This window comes from Aeromonas sp. 95A, assembly GCF_051919235.1.
Lineage (GTDB): Bacteria > Pseudomonadota > Gammaproteobacteria > Enterobacterales > Aeromonadaceae > Aeromonas > Aeromonas veronii.
This window is the reverse complement of record NZ_JBQBFC010000001.1, coordinates 1,796,599-1,813,156: the sequence shown is the minus strand read 5'-3', so window position 1 is coordinate 1,813,156 and position 16,558 is coordinate 1,796,599. Positions and strand designations below refer to the sequence as shown.

Sequence of the window (16,558 nt, the reverse complement as noted above, 5' to 3'; positions counted from 1 at the left end):
CTTACTTCTTGACCAGATAGGGTTTGAAGGCATCGGAGTAAGCCTCTTCAAAGCCGTTGTCCGTCTTGGTGATCACGAAGATCGCCAGGCCGCGCTCGTTGGCATAGGCCAGGCTTTTCTCGGTCCCCATCACCATAAACACGGTGGCCAGCCCGTCTGCGGTCATGCAGGAGGGGTGGATCACGGTGACCGATACCAGGCGGTGCTGGATCGGCTTGCCGCTGCGCGGATCTATGGTGTGGGAGAAGCGCTGACCATCCAGTTCATAGTAGTTGCGGTAATCGCCGGAGGTGGCCACCCCGTTGTCACCGGGCACGATCACCTCTTGCACCGTGCCGGTGCCTGCGGTGGGCTTCTCGATGGCCACGCGCCAGGGGTGACCCTTGCCGTTGACGCCATTGATCCGCAGCTCGCCACCAATCTCCACCAGATAGTTACGCGCACCCAGTGACTCCAGATACTCGGCTACCTTGTCCACACCAAAGCCCTTGGCGATGGCGGAGAGATCGACGTAGAGATCCGGAATATCTTTTTGCAGGGTGTCGGCATCCACCGAGGTGATGACGTGCAGGTTGCCCAGACCGGTCTTCTGGCGAGTCTGGGTGATCAGCTCGTCGGAGGGAACCTTGGTCGGCTTTTTGTCAGGGCCAAAGCCCCACAGATTGACCAAGGGGCCAACGGTGACGTCCAGCGCCCCCTGGCTCTCACGGCCAATGTGAATGGCCTCTGTGACAACCCGTGCGGTATCGTGGGAGACCACTACCGGTTTGTTGTCACGGCTCTGGTTGAAGCGCGACAGTTCGGAATCGGGGCGATAGGTCGACATCTGATCGTTGACCCGCTCCAGCAAGACATCGACCTCGGCCTGCAATTTGGCTGGATCGGTGATGGCGCTGTCCGCCACCTTGATGGAGTAGTAAGTGCCCATGGTGCTACCGGTGATGTGGATCTCCGGTTTGGATTGGACCGTCTCCTGACCGCACCCAGTCAAGAAAAAGGCTAGCCCGAAGGCTAGCCAGGTCTTTACAACACTGTGCATGGATTAACCACCAAAGTCATCCAACAGGATGTTTTCGTCTTCAACGCCCAAGTCTTTGAGCATGTTGATGACGGCAGCGTTCATCACCGGAGGTCCACACATGTAGAACTCGCAATCTTCCGGTGCTTCGTGGTTCTTGAGATAGTTCTCGTAGAGCACGTTGTGGATGAAGCCGGTGTAGCCGTCCCAGTTGTCTTCCGGTTGCGGATCAGACAGGGCGACGTTCCAGGTGAAGTTCTCGTTCTCGGCGGCGAGCATGTCAAAGTCTTCGACATAGAACATTTCGCGCTTGGAACGGGCACCGTACCAGAAGCTCATCTTGCGCTTGGACTTCAGGCGACGCAGCTGGTCGAAGATATGGGAACGCATCGGCGCCATACCTGCACCACCACCGATGAATACCATTTCGGCATCGGTGTCTTTGGCGAAGAACTCACCGAACGGACCGGAGATAGTCACCTTGTCGCCAGCCTTCAGGCTGAAGATGTAGGAGGACATCTGTCCCGGAGGGGCAGTCCAGTTGCTCGGGGGCGGGGTCGCGATACGCACGTTCAGCATGATGATGCCGAACTCTTCCGGATAGTTGGCCATGGAGTAGGCACGGATGATTGGCTCATCGACCTTGGACTCCAGCTCAAAGATCTTGAAGCGATCCCAGTCACCGCGATACTCCTCGGGAATATCGAAGTTCTTGTAGTGCACGTGGTGAGCCGGGGCTTCAATCTGGATATAACCACCGGCGCGGAACGGCACGCTCTCGCCATCGGGGATCTGCAGCTTGAGCTCCTTGATGAAGGTGGCCTTGTTATCGTTGGAGATAACAGTACATTCCCACTTCTTCACCCCGAAGATCTCTTCCGGCAGTTCGATATCCATGTCGGAGCGAACGGTAACCTGACAGGCCAGACGCTCGCCATGACGGGCTTCGCCCTTGCTGATGTGATCCAGTTCGGTCGGCAGAATGTCGCCACCACCGGATTTCACCCGTACCTTGCACTGGCCGCAGGAGCCACCGCCGCCACAGGCGGAGGAGACGAAGATACCGCTGCCAGCCAGCACGCCGAGCAGCTTGCCACCGGCCGGGCTGGTCACAGCCTTGGCCGGGTCACCATTGATGCTGATTGTCACGTCGCCCGCGGTCACCAGCTTGGACTTGGCGAACAGAATGACTGCCACCAGTGCCAGCAGGATCACGGTAAACATGACCACACCCAAAATAATTTCCATCTATCGTTCCTTTCTGATTGCAGGAAAGCCGATTACAGGGAGATACCAGAGAAGGACATGAAGCCCAGCGCCATCAGACCGGCGGTGATGAAGGTGATGCCCAGACCGCGCAGGCCTTCCGGAACATCGGAATACTTCATCTTCTCGCGGATACCTGCCAGCGCAACGATCGCCAGCATCCAGCCTGCCCCTGAACCCACACCGTAGACCACAGACTCCATGAAGTTGTAGTCACGCTGCACCATGAAGGAGACGCCACCGAAGATGGCGCAGTTCACGGTGATGAGCGGCAGGAAGATACCCAGCGCGTTGTAGAGTGCCGGGAAGTACTTGTCCAGCGCCATCTCCAGGATCTGTACCAGTGCTGCAATCACACCGATGAAGGTGATGAAGCTCAGGAAGCTCAGATCCAGACCGGATACGAGAGCGCCATCTTTAAGCACGTAGTTGTAGATCAGGTTGTTGGCAGGAACCGCGATGGTCTGCACCACAATAACGGCAATACCCAGACCCATGGAGGTCTTTACCTTCTTGGACACCGCCAGGAAGGTACACATCCCCAGGAAGAAGGAGAGTGCCAGGTTTTCGATGAAGATCGATTTAATCAACAGACTCAGATAGTGTTCCATACCTTAATCCTTCGCCTCCACCTGCTTGGGATCCTTGGTGCGTACGCCCCAAATGATCAGACCAATGATGAAGAATGCACTCGGCGGCAGCAGCAGCAGGCCGTTGGGCACATACCAGCCACCGTTGTTCACCAGCGGCAGCAGCTCGATGCCGAACCAGGTGCCGGAGCCCAGCAGTTCACGCACGGTCGCGACGCTCAGCAGAATGGCACCATAGCCCAGACCGTTGCCGATACCATCCAGGAAGGAGGGCAGCGGGGCACTCTTCATGGCGTACGCTTCGGCGCGGCCCATTACGATACAGTTGGTGATGATCAGACCCACGAAGACCGACAGTTGCTTGGAGATGTCATAGGCGTACGCCTTGAGCACCTGGTCAACCACGATAACCAGTGAGGCGATGATCGCCATCTGCACGATGATCCGGACGCTGTTCGGGATCTGGTTGCGGATCAGGGAGATGAACAGGTTTGAGAAGGCGGTGACCGCCATGACCGCGAGGGTCATTACAAACGCAGTTTTCATCTGGCTGGTAACCGCCAGTGCAGAACAGACACCCAGCACCTGCAAGGCGATGGGGTTGTTGCCCAGCACAGGCGTCAACAGCAACTTCTTCATTTCGCTCTTGTCAGCCATTGTTGATTTCTCCTGCACGAACCTTGGCCAGGAAAGGACCGAAGCCCTTGGGACCCATCCAGAAGTCGAAGGTATGCTGTACGCCGTTACCGGTCAGAGTGGCACCGGAGAGACCATCGATCTCGTGCTCGGAGCCCGCCGGAGCATGGCCCTTGATGACGCGCAGCGCCGGCATGCCATTCTGGTCGAACAGTTTCTTGTCCTTGAACAGCGCCTGCCAGGCTGGGTTTTCGATCTCGCCACCCAGACCCGGTGTTTCACCGTGGTCATAGTAGGTGATGCCCTTGATGGTCTGGCCATCAGCGGCAACGGCGACGAAGGCATACATGGTCGACCACAGACCCTGACCGTAGATGGGCAGGATGATGCTGTCGATCTTGCCTTCGGCATCCTTGGCGAAGAATACCGGGATCTGCTTGGAGATCTGACGCAGGCTGGCTTTGTCGTCAGCGGCGGCAAGACGGATGCTGCGGGCCGGATCTTTGGCTGCCTGCTTGGTGTCGAAGTTGTCGGCATCGCCGTCAACAAAGTCACCGGTCGCCAGATCCACCAGACGCGCTTCTATCTTCTCGCCATACAGTTTGGCCAGGTCGCGCTTGGCCACTTCGCTCACATCCACACCGGCTACGGCGAGAATGTTGCTCTGCTTGTCCAGCGCCTTGTTTTCCTGCTGGGTAGAACGCAGGCCCACAGCGGCAACGGATACCACGATGGAACAGGCCAGACACAGGCCGGTGACCACGCTGACGGTGCCGAGGGTTGAATCTTTATTAAACGCCACGAGCAATCCTCCGCTTGATGTTTGCCTGAGCGACGAAGTGGTCAAACAGGGGAGCAAACAGGTTCGCAAACAGAATGGCCAGCATCATACCTTCCGGGAACGCAGGGTTGACCACGCGAACCAGCACGACCATTACGCCGATCAGGGCGCCATACCACCACTTGCCTTTGTTGGTAAAGGCGGCGGAGACAGGGTCGGTCGCCATGAAGGCCATACCGAAGGCGAAGCCACCCAGTACCAGATGCCAGTGCCACGGCATGTTGAACATGGGGTTGGTATCGGAACCGATGACGTTGAACAGCAGGGAGGTGGCGATCATACCGATCATCACGCCGGCGATGATGCGCCAGGAGGCGATGCGCATGTAGACGATCATGGCGGCACCCAGCAGGATCATCAGGGTAGAGACTTCACCGATGGAACCCGGCAGGTTACCCAGGAAAGCGTCCATCCAGCTGATAGCCTGGCCGGTTGCACCGTTGATCAGCGCCATCTGGCCGCCTTGGGCCCACTGGCTCAGGGCAGTCGCGCCGGAGAAGCCGTCAACGGCAACCCACACGGCGTCACCGGAGATCTGGCCCGGGTAGGCGAAGAACAGGAACGCACGGCCAGCAAGCGCCGGGTTCAGGAAGTTCTTGCCGGTACCACCGAACACCTCTTTGGCCATCACCACACCGAAGGTGATACCAAGCGCAGCTTGCCACAGGGGCAGCTCGGGCGGCACGATCAGGGCAAACAGGATGGAGGTTACGAAGAAGCCTTCGTTGATCTCGTGTTTGCGCACCATAGCGAACAGCACTTCCCAGAAACCACCGACAAAGAAGACGGTGATATAGATTGGGAAGAAGTGGGTGGCGCCAATCAGCATCTTGCTGCCGATACCGGCTACAGCCGGATCGAGGGAGGCGCCCAGCATGGTAGCCAGGGCATATTGCCAGCTGCTGGCACCAGCAGCCGAGCCCATGTGGGCAATGGCGGCAATCGCTTGGTTACCAACGTTGTACATGCCCCAGAACATGGCCGGGAACACGGCCAGCCACACCATGATCATCATGCGCTTCAGATCGAGGGCATCACGAACGTGGGAGGCGTTGCGGGTAACGCTACCCGGGGTGTAGAACAGGGTGTACGCCGCTTCGAACAGAGCATAGTACTTGGCGTACTTTCCACCCGGTTCGAAGTGGTGTTCCATATTTTCAAGAAGTTGCTTGAAACTCATCGCTTAACCTTCCAGTTCAATCTTGGTCAGGCACTCACGCAAGATCGGGCCGTACTCTGTCTTGCCGGGGCAGACAAAGGTACAGAGCGCCAAATCTTCCTCATCCAGCTCCAGGCAGCCCAGTGCTTGCGCACCGTCGGTATCGCCGGAGACCATGTCCCGCAGCAGCAGGGTTGGCAGGATGTCGAGTGGCATCACCCGCTCATAGTTGCCGATAGGCACCATGGAACGGTCACTACCGTTGGTAGTGGTGGTGAAGTTGATCAGCTTGCCCTTCATCAGATGAGAGAGGGTGGTACGGGTGATAGAGAACTTGTTGGCGCTGGGGTTGATCCAGCCCAGGAACTCTTTCTCGCGACCTTCACCCAGCACGCAAACCTGATTGTGGTAGCGGCCCAGGTAGTCGTGAACACCTTCGGCTTTGGCACCACTCAGGATAGAACCGGAGATGATACGGTTTTCGTCGGCACGCAGCTCATTATTGGTGAGCTGACTGATGCAGGCGCCCAGACGGGTACGCAGCAGACGCGGCTTGAGCACGTTCGGGCCAGCCAGCGCGATCACCTTGTCAGTGAAGATCTGACCGGTGGTGAACAGCTTGCCGAATGCGATCACATCCTGATAGTTGATGTGCCACTGCACCTTGGTGCTGCTGACCGGATCCAGGAAGTGGATATGGGTACCCGGAAGACCGGCAGGGTGCGGACCAACGAAGATCTCTTCCTTGACCTGAGCCAGCGGAGAGTGGGGCAGACTGCCTTCGCCTTTACAGACGTAGACGGCGCCGTCGGTCAGGCGGGTCAATACGGCCAGACCATCGAGGAAGGCCTGCGGCTGTTCCTTGATAATCAGCTCGGCATCGGCTGCCAGCGGGTTGGTGTCCATTGCAGTCACAAAGATGGCGCGCGGGGCAGACGCTACCGCGGGGACTTTGCTGAACGGACGGGTACGCAACGCAGTCCACTGACCTGATGCGACCAGGATCTCTTGCACCTTGCTGCGCTCGAGCTTGGCCAGCTCGGCAGAGGCAAAATGCTCAAACGTCACCTGTTCATCGGAACCGTCCAGGTCGATGACCACAGACTGGAGAACACGTTTGGCACCACGGTTGATCTCTGAAACCACACCGGTGGCAGGAGCTGTGAATTTAACGCCCGGATTCTTCTTGTCTTCAAAAAGATCCTGACCTTTGATGACGCGATCACCTACTTTGACGAACATAGTAGGTCGCATACCCACAAACTCCTCGCCCAGTGTCGCAACACGGGTGATGGCGGGGCCATCGTAGATTACTTGCTCTGGCGCACCCAGCACGGGGATGTCCAGTCCTCTTTTGATTGTAATCATACTTACTTGCACTACCGTTACGGGAGAGGTTGGTTAGCGCCGAGAAATACATCACGACGGGTGGTTGAATGAGTCGGTGTTGTGGTTGCGCCAGGTGGGCAGGCTCAACAATTATTCAACATGCAGGCTCACTCAAAAGCGCTTGAGTTTACCACTTAAGGTGCATTTTCTGCCATGCCAAATGGGCAAAATCCCCGTGCCATCACAAAATTAACCTGCAATGAATAAGCCCCCGACACCTTGTAAGTAGTGGTTTTAAAGGTTTTTTTATTTCGATACCTCGATGGGGGTATTTGCCGTTGTCTCCACTATCAGCAAAAAGCCTTGATGCCGAAATATACCCCCTTGGATGTAGCCTTTTCGGGGCCAATGGGGGAAATATGTTTAATTTTTGTTGGCAGGTTCTCGAGGGGAATCCTGTGGTACAACCGGTTTCAGGAGAGTGGCGGTTTGCCAACGCAGCTCGGGGTGCGCGGGGCGTGGCCTTTTTCCTGCCACTCGGTCTCGGTGTAGGTATGCAACGCCAGTGCATGAACGGCACCGGCCAGCTCGTCGGCCAGCACCGAATTGACCTGACGATGACGGGCCAGCAGCCGCTGCCCTGCAAATTGCTCGCTGACGATCACCACCTTGAAGTGGCTCTCAGATCCCGGTTCCACACGGTGCATGTGGCTCTCGTTGATCACCTCCAGCACGGTGGGGGAGAGGGCGGCGGTCAGCTTGGCTTCAATCAGTTGTTGGATGGTCATCGGATCGGCTTCCAGAGTGAATGTCGGGCCATTCTATCGGCAGTCGCGGGATGGAATAAGCCCCCGTAAGAGGGAAATCACCCGTCAGTTGCCCCCTTGATGCGCATCGAACTGGTGAAATTCCTGCTCCTCGCTAGAATAGCGCCACTTTGCGTCGCCCCTGGCGCCTGTATACATGAATCAAGCCGAGGTTGGACTCTTCCTATGCAAACCCTTCTCGACACTCCCTATTGCCAGCTCACGCTCTACCGCTATCCGCGCCAGAGTCAGGAGACCCTGCAAGCCTGGGATGCGGCTGACGAATATCTGATCAATACCCTGGCGGAGTCTCCCCTCGAGCAGGCGGGCCCCGTCATCATCATGAATGACGGTTTTGGCGCGCTGGCGGCCTATCTGCATCCGCACTCCCCCTGCTGCGTCACCGACTCCTACATCAGTGAGCGGGCGACCCTGGCCAATCTGGCCGAAAACGGACTGGATGCGGGTGGTATCCGCTTGCAGGATGCGCTGGCGCCGCTGCCCGATGCCCCTGCGCTGGTGGTGATCAAGGTCTCCAAATATCAGGCTCTATTGGAGCAGCAACTGCTGGCGCTGCGGGAGGTGGTGACACCGGCAACCCGCGTTATCGCTGCCGGCAAGGCGAAGGATATTCATACCTCCACCCTCAAGTTGTTCGAGAAGTATTTGGGGCCTACCCGTACCTCGCTGGCCTGGAAGAAGGCGCGCCTCATTCACTGCGAGCCGCAGGCAGATCGTCCCGCGCTGGCCAACCCCTTCCCGACTGTCTGGCCGCTGGAGGGGAGTGGCATGCTCATCCACAACCATGCCAACGTCTTCTCGCGCACCAGTCTCGATATTGGTGCCCGCTTTATGCTGGACAACCTGCCTATCCACAGTGCCCGCAAGGTGATCGATCTGGGCTGTGGCAACGGGGTGCTGGGTCTGTCGCTGCTCGCCAAAGACAGCGAGGTGGAGGTGACCTTTATCGATGAATCCTATATGGCGGTCGCCTCGGCACAGCTCAACGTCGAGCACAATCTGCCTGATGCACTGCCGCGTGCCCGCTTTATGGTCAATAACTGTCTCGACGGGGTGGAGATCGGCTCGGCGGATCGGATCCTCTGCAACCCTCCTTTCCATCAGCTGCAGGCGATCACCGATCATATCGCCTGGCAGATGTTCAGCGATGCGCACCGGGTGTTGCCTCAAGGGGGTGAACTCTGGATAGTAGGCAACCGTCATCTGGACTATCACAACAAACTCAAGCGCTTGTTTGCCAACGCACAAGTCGTTGCGTCGAACAGCAAATTCGTTATTTTGAAAGCCATCAAACGCTAAAGCCAAAGGAAACCATGATGAAAAAGTCACTCTTGCTGCTGGCCGCCCTGATGCTGGGCGGGTGTGCCACCCATTGGCCGGAGACAGCACTGCTCAATCCGCAGGTGATCCCCGCCAACCAGCAATACTACTCTGGCAATCGCATCACCATGGAAGGGGTGGACAAGCGTGAGGCTGCCTACGTCTTCTCCATCAAACATAAAGAGAAAGCGCCCGTGCTGGTCAACAGCGAGCGTCCGCTCAACCTGCTGATGGCCGAGCGGCTGGCCGAAGGTCTGCGCAGCCAGGGTCTGGAAGTGGGCAACAGTGGCACCACCAACCTGACGCTGGTGATCTCCAACGCCGCAGTCAATGTGGAAGAGAAGACCTTTACCTATGTCACCAAGTCCCGCGTCAGCCTGCAGGTGATCGCCGATTTCCAGGGCAACCGTCTGACCAAGCAGTTCAACATGTCCTCCAGCAAGGAGAGCCCGAGCGAGCCAAGCATGGCCGATCTGGAGTCTACACTGAACCTGCAAATGGGTAGCGTGCTGCAGCAGATCATGGCGGATGATGCGCTGCGCGGTTACCTGAAAGGTCAACCGAACGGTGCAGGTGTCTGATGATGAAAAAACTCTGGTTGCTGGCCATGCTGATCGCCCCGCTGGCGTTTGCAGGCCCGAAAGTCAGAATGGAGACCAACCACGGCAATATCGTAGTGGAGTTGGCGTCCAAGCAGGCGCCCCAGACGGTGAAGAACTTCCTGCGTTACGTGGCTGATGGCAGCTATGACGGCAGCATCTTCCACCGGGTGATCCAGGATTTCGTGGTGCAGGGTGGGGGCTATAACCAGCAGTTCCAGCAACTGCCAACCTATGAGCCTGTGGTCAACGAGTCGCGCGGCGGTCTGCCCAACAAGCGTGGCTCCATCGCTATGGCTCGCACCCAGGCGGTCGACAGCGCTACTCGCCAGTTCTACTTCAATCTGGTCGACAACAATAACCTCAACGCCGGTGGTTCTGCGGGTTATACCGTGTTCGGTCAGGTGGTTCAGGGGATGGAGGTGCTGGACAAGCTGGCTCAGGTACAGACAGGTTACAGCCCCATTTTGCGCGCCAATGATGTGCCGACCAGTCCCATCATTCTGAAGAAGGTGGTCTTGCTGGCAGAAACTCCAGCAGACAAGAAAGTCGACAAGAAAGCGGGCAAGTAATCCTCATCGGACGCGGCTCGTCACCTCGCCTCGTCAGGTCACGATACAAGGCTCATCCCGTTCGGGATGGGCCTTTTCTCTATCCGGGCTTCTTTTGCCTATCTCTTTGCTCGCCTTGGCTATCTGCCATCAACCTGCCAAAATGACGCACTTTTCCAAAGTCGTCAGGTAGTTGAACATGATCCGCAAACCAAGCTGGAGAGAGTCCCTCGCCGTCTATCTCGAATTTCGGGTGTTTATTCTCTTTGCCATGGGTTTTTCATCGGGTCTGCCGCTGCTGCTGGTGTTCGGTACCCTCTCATTCTGGTTGCGCGAGGCCGATGTCAGCCTGACCGATATCGGCTATATGAGCTGGGTGGCGCTCGCCTATGGCTTTAAATGGCTGTGGTCGCCGCTGGTGGATCGCATGCCGCTGCCGTTGCTCTCCACGCTGCTGGGGCGTCGCCGCAGCTGGATGTTCTTCTCCCAACTGCTGATTGCCGCCGCGCTGGTCGGCATGGCGTTCTGCGATCCCAAGACCGAGCTGGCTCAGTTGGCGATGTTTGCCCTGCTGGTGGCCTTTGCCTCGGCCACGCAGGATATCGTCATCGACGCCTATCGCATCGAATCCGCCCCCGAGCGGCTGCAGGCGGCGATGGCAGCCTCCTACATGACCGGTTACCGGCTGGCGATGATCATGGCGGGCGCCGGTGCGCTGGCGCTGGCAGCCTGGTTTGGCAGCAATAGTGGCTATGACTATCGTGGCTGGCAGATTACCTATCTGGTGATGGCGGGTCTGATGTCACTCGGGGTCATCACCACGCTGTTTTGCCACGAGCCGGATATCGATCTGGCTGAGCAGGGCAAACAACAGGCCGAACGCAAGGCGCAGCTCCTGGAAAAAGGGTGGCCAGCGCTGCTGGCGAGTGCGGGGGCCTGGGGCTATGAGGCGGTCTGGTGTCCGTTTGCCGATTTCTTTCGTCGCTATGGCAGCTCGGCGCTGCTGATCCTTGCTCTGATCGCCTGCTATCGGGTTGCTGATGTGGTGATGGGGGTGATGTCCAACAGCTTCTATGTGGATATGCAGTTCAGCAAGACTGAGGTTGCCACCATTACCAAGGTGTTTGGCGTCATCATGACGCTGGTGGGCGCTGCGTTGGGGGGCGTGCTGGTGATGCGCTTCGGCACGCTGCGCATCCTGTTCTTGGGGGCGCTGCTCACTGCCAGCACCAACCTGTTGTTTGCCCTGCTCAATCAGGTTGGTCACAACCTGGAACTGCTGACCCTGATTATCTCGCTGGATAACCTCAGTGCCGGTATCGCGACCGCGGCCTTCGTGACCTATCTCTCCAGCCTGACCAATGTGGCATTTTCGGCCACTCAGTACGCCCTGTTCAGCTCGGTAATGTTGCTGCTACCCAAGTTGCTGGCCGGTTTTTCCGGGCAGGTTGTGGAGCAAATTGGCTACAGCGCCTTCTTTGTCGGAACCAGTTTATTGGGCTTGCCCGTGTTGTTGTTGATTGTGCTTGTCGCCAGAAAAGGGAGTGAGTTGCTCTCAACGGCTGACAAATAGCAAGCGTTTGCGTAGAATCGGGGGTGATTAGATTCACACTTCCGGATAAAGTTCCCGAGAAGTTGTTTCACCCCCAATTTTATTTGATTAGAATCCCTCTCGCTCCTTGTGGGCAGGCTACGGAAAACCTCAACTAACGCACAAGAGACCAATAAAATGGCCAAATTTACCAAGACTCTGATCGCTGCCGGTCTGCTGGCTGCTGCCGCTACCCCGGCCTTCGCTGCTGACTACAGCGGTGATATCCACAAGAACGATTTCAAATGGATGCAGTTCAACGTCATGCATACCATTGACCAGCGTCCTATGAGCGCGAAGGATGGCTACAACGATACCTATCTGGAAATGGAATTTGGTGGTCGTTCAGGTATGTTTGATCTGTATGGCTATGTCGATGTGTTCGATATTTTCCAAAGCAGCCACAGTGACAAACATAACGGCAGCAATATCTTCATGAAATTTGCTCCGCGCCTCTCCTTGGATGCCCTGACTGGTAAGGACCTCTCCTTTGGTCCTGTGCAAGAACTTTATATTGCCACATTGAACAACGTTGAAACCGGACACGGTAAAGATGGCAATATGATGGAGAACATGATCGGTCTGGGGGCTGATGTTCAGGTGCCTTGGTTCGGTAAAGTTGGCATGAACCTGTATGCTCGTCATGCAACTGAAAGTGGTTTCACCGCAGAAGAAGGCGACTGGAACGGTTATCAGTTCTCCATGAACTGGTTCAAGCCTTTCTATACCTTCTCCAACGGCAGCTTTGTTTCCTATCAGGGCTACCTGGATTATCTGTTTGATAAAGATACTCACGGCGACAACAACCAGAGTGCCAATGGTCTGGGTACCTTCCACGGTATCTACTGGCACTCCGACCGTTACGCTGTTGGGTACGGTCTGAAGTACTTCAACGAAATCTACGGTATCAACAATGGTGCCTTTGGTGGTCTGAGTACTACCGGTTTCGGCCACTACTTCTCTGTTACCTACAAGTTCTAATAAAACTTGGGGTACAAAAAACCGGAGCATCTGCTCCGGTTTTTTATGGCCGCGATTTAGATAGCGTGGCGCGAGTCATCAAGTGCGCCACGGCTGAGTGGGCAAATCAGTCGCGGAAGTTCTGGAACTGCATCGGTTGACCCAGTTCGGCGCCACGGACCAGTGCCATGGTCTCTTGCAGATCGTCACGCTTCTTGCCGGTGACACGTACTTCATCACCCTGGATGGCGACCTGTACCTTGATCTTGGAGTCCTTGATCAGCTTGACCAGCTTCTTGGCGATCTCTTTCTCGATCCCCTGTTTGAACTTGACGGTCAGGTGGAAGCGTTTGCCGGAGTGAACTGAGTCACCTACTTCCATGGAGCTGTTTTCGATGTTGCGCTTGAGCAGGGCACCGCGCAGAATTTCGACCATCTGCTTGAGCTGGAAATCAGCATCGGCTTCCAGTTTTACCTCTTCCTTGTTCAACTCGAAGCTGGCTTCTACCCCACGAAAATCGAAACGGGTGGCCAGTTCACGATTGGCGTTGTCGACTGCGTTCAACACCTCGTTCATTTTGACTTCAGAGACAATATCGAATGACGGCATAGCCGGAGCTCCTCATGTTGCGTTATCGGGGGGCAAATCTACCAGAAAACGGGCAAATTTGCTGATTTTGATGGGGTTGCTCTGCTAGAATCCCCTGCGCACAGGACGGGTGGACCCGTTAGTGTCCACTAGCGACATCTTCACTTATCCCCGGTAACAGGTTGAGAGGATTGCAACCCTTACCCTGACAGAGTCACACCATGCCAAGCGGATTAAAAAATTCCCGACAGCCCGTTATTCCACCCGTTACTCCGAAGTGGTCACTGTTGGGTTGTGGCGCCCTCGGCGGCGTTTTTGCCTCCCTGCTGACCCAGAGTGGTCAATCCACCCGTGTCTTGTTGCGCGAACATCATAAGTCCACGCTCCATCCGGGGATCGATTTCACCTCGCTGGAGGGGCATGTCCAGCTGCTCAATATCGAGCGCGGATTTGTCAGCAAACCCGGCAAGATCCAGCGTCTGCTGGTGATGACCAAGGCCAGTCAGGTGATTGCCGCACTGACGCCGCTGGTGGGTAAGCTTGATGCCGGCGTGCCGATCGTGCTGCTGCACAACGGGATGGGGATTGCCGAGCAGGTGGTCGAGATGTTCCCGCACAATCCGGTGATTGCCGGTGTCACCAGCCATGGCGCCATGCAGTGCGGCCATTTTGTCTTCCGTCATACTGGCAAGGGTGAAACCTGGCTTGGCCCGATCAACGACGCAGCCAAGGCCCACGCCGCGCTCGCGGACGAGCTGGCGCTGGCACTGGGTCAGGCTGGTTGGGATGAGCAGGTATTGACGCGCCAGTGGCAAAAGCTGGCCATCAACTGTGCCATCAATCCCCTGACGGCTCTCTACAAGCTGAAAAATGGCGAGCTGGCTGGCCCCCGTTTTGCCGATGCCCTGCAGCAGATCTGCGTGGAAGTGGCGGATGTGATGTGCGCCGAAGGAGTTGCGACCACGGCAGAGGAGTTGCAACGCCGGGTGATGACAGTGGTGGAACTGACCGCTGACAATTACTCCTCCATGCATCAGGATATGGAGCTGGGACGCGAGACCGAGATTGAGGCCATCACCGGCTTCCTGCTGGCCAAGGCTGCCCGGCATGGCATTGCCGTACCGGTCAATCAGGGTCTCTATCAGGCGATCAAAGAGAAGAGTCAGGCCGTCTGACCTTTTACATGGCAGAGCAAGCAGCAAGGAGGCGAACGTGAGTGTACTGGTGCTGGTGGCCCCTGGGTCGGAAGAGATAGAGACGGTTGCGATTGTCGATACCCTGGTGCGTGCCAGCATCGAGGTGGTGCTGGCCTCTTGTTGTCCAGCCGGATCCCGGCAGGTAAAAGCGTCGCGCGGGGTACAGCTGGTGGCCGATTGTCATATCGACGAGCTGACCCGTCGGGACTTTGAAGCCATCGTGGTACCCGGTGGTCTGCCCGGCAGCGAAGTGATCCGCGATACCCCGCTGGCCATCGATCTGCTCAAAGAGCAGGCCGCTCTTGGCCGCTGGCGCGCTGCCATCTGCGCCGCCCCTGTGGTGGTGTTGCAACATCACGCGCTGCTGGATGGTGCCATCGTCACCTGTCATCCCGGCTTTCAGTCCCGACTGCCGACATCGCAGCTGTCACATGAGCGGGTCGTCAGGGATGAGGCTCATCGCCTTATCACCAGTCAGGGGCCGGGCAGTGCCATCGAGTTTGCCCTTGAACTGGTCCAGGTGCTGCGTGGGGATGAGGTGGCGGCCACTGTCGCTGCCCCTATGGTGCTGCCTTGAGCGCACTCTGCTGCAGAATCCAGCTGGCCATGCTTTGAAAACGGGCCCCGGTCATCTTGATCGGGGCCCGCTTGTTATCTGCCGTTGTCGGTCACGCCATCTTGTCCGGCTCAGTAGTCGTACTGTGAGCACTGTTTTTTGTTGTACTCAGTTTTCCAGCGTGCCAATTCTTGCTCTGTGCCGAGCTTGTCCCCTTTCTTGATAGCCTGTTCCAGTATCTCAATCCGGTCGTACAGCCAGCGGCACTCTGCCGTCGGGTTGTTCTTGCCGATGCCGGTCAACGGCAGTAAACAGAGTCCCAGCCAAAGATATTTCATCCCGAACTCTCCTTGTCATTGTGGTAGTAAAGGTCTCCTTGGAGTCTACTATTTTAGCCGCAACGAGAGAGATAGAGCTGCGGTTATCCTTGGGGTAAGATGATGCCATGTCTGTTTATTTATACAGTGGTATGCGCAAGATCATCCATATCGACATGGACTGTTTTTTTGCCGCGGTGGAGATGCGGGACAATCCCGCGTTGCGGGAGGTGCCGCTCGCCATCGGTGGGGCCTCCGAGCGGCGCGGCGTCATCTCGACCTGCAACTATGTGGCGCGCCGGTTCGGGGTGCGTTCCGCCATGCCAAGCGCGCTGGCGAAAAAACTCTGCCCGCCGCTGGTACTGATCCCGGGGCGAATGGCGGTGTACAAGGATATCTCCCGTCAGCTCAGGGCCATTTTCCTGCGCTATACCGATCAGGTTGAACCACTGTCGCTGGACGAGGCTTACCTCGACGTGACCCACAGTCGCTGTTGTGGCGGTAGCGCCACCCTGATGGCGCAAGAGATCCGGCAAGCCATCGTCACCGAACTGGGGTTGACCGCCTCGGCCGGAGTGGCCCCCAACAAGTTTCTCGCCAAGCTCGCCTCGGAGCAGCGCAAACCCGATGGTCTGTTTGTCATTCGTCCCGACGAAGTGGCCGAATTTGTCTGCCAGTTGCCCCTCGGCAAACTGCCCGGGGTGGGGAGCAAGACTGCCGAGCGGCTGGAGGCGCAGGGGCTTTACACTTGTGAGGATGCGCGGGCTTTGTCGGCACAAGAGCTGTGCAGCCGTTTTGGCAAGCTGGGGGAGATGCTGACGACCCGGATCTGGGGGCAGGATGAACAGCCGGTGCAGGCGCACCGGATCCGCAAAACCATCGGGGTGGAGACCACCTTGGCGAGCGATCTCTGTGACGAAGAGGCCTGTTTGACGGTATTGCAGCAACTGCTGCCGGAGCTTGAGCGGCGATTTCAGCTGGCGTGCCCTGCCGAACAGGTGATGGGGCAGGGGATCAAGCTCAAGTTTGCCGACTTCCACCAGACCACCGTCTATCGCAGTCAGGGTGGCTATCAGCCAGCCTTGTTCGTTCCCCTGCTCAAAGAGGGGCTACAGCGGGCGCAAGGGCGTTCGGTTCGCCTGCTTGGCTTGGTGGTGGGTTTGCCAAAAGAGGGTGAAGTTAATCAACTCTCGCTGGATTTGCTGTGAGAGAG

General features: G+C 57.2%; 18 protein-coding genes. 8 read left to right on the top strand and 10 right to left on the bottom strand.

All coding sequences use genetic code 11. From position 1 onward, the window contains the following. Position 1: 1 nt before the first annotated feature. From ACTG2U_RS07970 to ACTG2U_RS07935, 8 genes are all read right to left on the bottom strand, one after another. Entirely contained in the window at positions 2 to 1,039 is a 1,038-nt protein-coding gene (locus ACTG2U_RS07970) for an FAD:protein FMN transferase (protein WP_439974324.1), read from the bottom strand. A 3-nt stretch (positions 1,040 to 1,042) separates the two neighbouring features. Next, positions 1,043 to 2,266, bottom strand: coding sequence for an NADH:ubiquinone reductase (Na(+)-transporting) subunit F (gene nqrF / locus ACTG2U_RS07965; RefSeq protein WP_005338656.1), 1,224 nt, complete (start codon positions 2,264 to 2,266; stop codon positions 1,043 to 1,045). A 32-nt stretch (positions 2,267 to 2,298) separates the two neighbouring features. After that, the gene (nqrE, locus tag ACTG2U_RS07960) at positions 2,299 to 2,895 is read right to left on the bottom strand and encodes an NADH:ubiquinone reductase (Na(+)-transporting) subunit E (protein ID WP_005338645.1); all 597 of its coding nucleotides are present in this window, start codon (positions 2,893 to 2,895) and stop codon (positions 2,299 to 2,301) included. A gap of 3 nt (positions 2,896 to 2,898) precedes the next feature. Continuing rightward, positions 2,899 to 3,531: an NADH:ubiquinone reductase (Na(+)-transporting) subunit D gene (locus ACTG2U_RS07955; protein WP_005338644.1), complete on the bottom strand. Its 633-nt coding sequence runs from the start codon at positions 3,529 to 3,531 to the stop codon at positions 2,899 to 2,901. Next, complete coding sequence (locus tag ACTG2U_RS07950) at positions 3,524 to 4,312, bottom strand: Na(+)-translocating NADH-quinone reductase subunit C (RefSeq protein ID WP_005338643.1); 789 nt, start codon at positions 4,310 to 4,312, stop codon at positions 3,524 to 3,526. The genes ACTG2U_RS07955 and ACTG2U_RS07950 overlap by 8 nt, the downstream gene beginning before the upstream one ends. Beyond that, complete coding sequence (locus ACTG2U_RS07945; RefSeq protein WP_005338642.1) at positions 4,302 to 5,531, bottom strand: NADH:ubiquinone reductase (Na(+)-transporting) subunit B; 1,230 nt, start codon at positions 5,529 to 5,531, stop codon at positions 4,302 to 4,304. The genes ACTG2U_RS07950 and ACTG2U_RS07945 overlap by 11 nt, the downstream gene beginning before the upstream one ends. A gap of 3 nt (positions 5,532 to 5,534) precedes the next feature. Further along, positions 5,535 to 6,878: a Na(+)-translocating NADH-quinone reductase subunit A gene (locus ACTG2U_RS07940; protein ID WP_005349684.1), complete on the bottom strand. Its 1,344-nt coding sequence runs from the start codon at positions 6,876 to 6,878 to the stop codon at positions 5,535 to 5,537. A 434-nt stretch (positions 6,879 to 7,312) separates the two neighbouring features. Further along, on the bottom strand, positions 7,313 to 7,627 hold the full coding sequence (locus ACTG2U_RS07935) for a BolA family protein (protein ID WP_335812049.1): 315 nt from the start codon (positions 7,625 to 7,627) through the stop codon (positions 7,313 to 7,315). Positions 7,628 to 7,831: 204 nt separating this feature from the next. Here ACTG2U_RS07935 and ACTG2U_RS07930 point away from each other — a divergent pair, with 204 nt between their 5' ends. From ACTG2U_RS07930 to ACTG2U_RS07910, 5 genes are all read left to right on the top strand, one after another. Further along, positions 7,832 to 8,965, top strand: coding sequence for a methyltransferase (locus ACTG2U_RS07930; RefSeq protein ID WP_429012480.1), 1,134 nt, complete (start codon positions 7,832 to 7,834; stop codon positions 8,963 to 8,965). Positions 8,966 to 8,982: 17 nt separating this feature from the next. Beyond that, complete coding sequence (locus tag ACTG2U_RS07925) at positions 8,983 to 9,567, top strand: YajG family lipoprotein (protein WP_042080734.1); 585 nt, start codon at positions 8,983 to 8,985, stop codon at positions 9,565 to 9,567. Positions 9,568 to 9,569: 2 nt separating this feature from the next. Further along, positions 9,570 to 10,157 carry a peptidylprolyl isomerase gene (locus ACTG2U_RS07920; protein WP_042053243.1) on the top strand — a complete coding sequence of 196 codons (588 nt, stop codon included), beginning with the start codon at positions 9,570 to 9,572 and terminating at the stop codon, positions 10,155 to 10,157. Positions 10,158 to 10,329: 172 nt separating this feature from the next. Then, a complete protein-coding gene (locus ACTG2U_RS07915) occupies positions 10,330 to 11,709 on the top strand; it encodes an AmpG family muropeptide MFS transporter (RefSeq protein WP_041202292.1) in 1,380 nt (459 codons plus the stop codon). A gap of 156 nt (positions 11,710 to 11,865) precedes the next feature. Next, positions 11,866 to 12,708: a nucleoside-specific channel-forming Tsx family protein gene (locus ACTG2U_RS07910; RefSeq protein ID WP_042080738.1), complete on the top strand. Its 843-nt coding sequence runs from the start codon at positions 11,866 to 11,868 to the stop codon at positions 12,706 to 12,708. Between the two features lie 106 nt (positions 12,709 to 12,814). Here the strand turns inward: ACTG2U_RS07910 and ACTG2U_RS07905 are convergent, their stop codons facing one another. Beyond that, entirely contained in the window at positions 12,815 to 13,297 is a 483-nt protein-coding gene (locus tag ACTG2U_RS07905; RefSeq protein ID WP_005338634.1) for a YajQ family cyclic di-GMP-binding protein, read from the bottom strand. Between the two features lie 200 nt (positions 13,298 to 13,497). Between ACTG2U_RS07905 and ACTG2U_RS07900 the strand changes: the two genes are divergently transcribed. Both ACTG2U_RS07900 and ACTG2U_RS07895 read left to right on the top strand, forming a co-directional pair. Continuing rightward, positions 13,498 to 14,451 carry a ketopantoate reductase family protein gene (locus ACTG2U_RS07900; protein ID WP_103251868.1) on the top strand — a complete coding sequence of 318 codons (954 nt, stop codon included), beginning with the start codon at positions 13,498 to 13,500 and terminating at the stop codon, positions 14,449 to 14,451. A gap of 37 nt (positions 14,452 to 14,488) precedes the next feature. Then, a complete protein-coding gene (locus tag ACTG2U_RS07895) occupies positions 14,489 to 15,049 on the top strand; it encodes a DJ-1 family glyoxalase III (protein ID WP_439974323.1) in 561 nt (186 codons plus the stop codon). Positions 15,050 to 15,159: 110 nt separating this feature from the next. Here ACTG2U_RS07895 and ACTG2U_RS07890 read toward each other — a convergent pair whose 3' ends face one another. Next, the gene (locus tag ACTG2U_RS07890; RefSeq protein WP_005338629.1) at positions 15,160 to 15,366 is read right to left on the bottom strand and encodes a hypothetical protein; all 207 of its coding nucleotides are present in this window, start codon (positions 15,364 to 15,366) and stop codon (positions 15,160 to 15,162) included. Between the two features lie 131 nt (positions 15,367 to 15,497). On the opposite strand from ACTG2U_RS07890, the gene dinB reads away from it, so the two are divergent. Continuing rightward, positions 15,498 to 16,553 (top strand): DNA polymerase IV, encoded by a 1,056-nt coding sequence (gene dinB, locus ACTG2U_RS07885; RefSeq protein WP_416034894.1) that lies wholly within the window; start codon positions 15,498 to 15,500, stop codon positions 16,551 to 16,553. Positions 16,554 to 16,558: the final 5 nt, after the last annotated feature.

Excerpts from the sequence above, each read along its gene's own strand:
- ACTG2U_RS07900 (WP_103251868.1), top strand. The coding sequence starts at position 13,498 with ATGCCAAGCGGATTAAAAAATTCCCGACAGCCCGTTATTCCACCCGTT.
- ACTG2U_RS07930 (WP_429012480.1), top strand. The coding sequence starts at position 7,832 with ATGCAAACCCTTCTCGACACTCCCTATTGCCAGCTCACGCTCTACCGC.
- ACTG2U_RS07890 (WP_005338629.1), bottom strand. The coding sequence starts at position 15,366 with ATGAAATATCTTTGGCTGGGACTCTGTTTACTGCCGTTGACCGGCATC.
- ACTG2U_RS07920 (WP_042053243.1), top strand. The coding sequence starts at position 9,570 with ATGAAAAAACTCTGGTTGCTGGCCATGCTGATCGCCCCGCTGGCGTTT.
- dinB (WP_416034894.1), top strand. The coding sequence starts at position 15,498 with ATGCGCAAGATCATCCATATCGACATGGACTGTTTTTTTGCCGCGGTG.
- ACTG2U_RS07905 (WP_005338634.1), bottom strand. The coding sequence starts at position 13,297 with ATGCCGTCATTCGATATTGTCTCTGAAGTCAAAATGAACGAGGTGTTG.
- ACTG2U_RS07910 (WP_042080738.1), top strand. The coding sequence starts at position 11,866 with ATGGCCAAATTTACCAAGACTCTGATCGCTGCCGGTCTGCTGGCTGCT.
- ACTG2U_RS07925 (WP_042080734.1), top strand. The coding sequence starts at position 8,983 with ATGAAAAAGTCACTCTTGCTGCTGGCCGCCCTGATGCTGGGCGGGTGT.
- nqrF (WP_005338656.1), bottom strand. The coding sequence starts at position 2,266 with ATGGAAATTATTTTGGGTGTGGTCATGTTTACCGTGATCCTGCTGGCA.
- nqrE (WP_005338645.1), bottom strand. The coding sequence starts at position 2,895 with ATGGAACACTATCTGAGTCTGTTGATTAAATCGATCTTCATCGAAAAC.
- ACTG2U_RS07970 (WP_439974324.1), bottom strand. The coding sequence starts at position 1,039 with ATGCACAGTGTTGTAAAGACCTGGCTAGCCTTCGGGCTAGCCTTTTTC.
- ACTG2U_RS07955 (WP_005338644.1), bottom strand. The coding sequence starts at position 3,531 with ATGGCTGACAAGAGCGAAATGAAGAAGTTGCTGTTGACGCCTGTGCTG.
- ACTG2U_RS07945 (WP_005338642.1), bottom strand. The coding sequence starts at position 5,531 with ATGAGTTTCAAGCAACTTCTTGAAAATATGGAACACCACTTCGAACCG.
- ACTG2U_RS07940 (WP_005349684.1), bottom strand. The coding sequence starts at position 6,878 with ATGATTACAATCAAAAGAGGACTGGACATCCCCGTGCTGGGTGCGCCA.
- ACTG2U_RS07935 (WP_335812049.1), bottom strand. The coding sequence starts at position 7,627 with ATGACCATCCAACAACTGATTGAAGCCAAGCTGACCGCCGCCCTCTCC.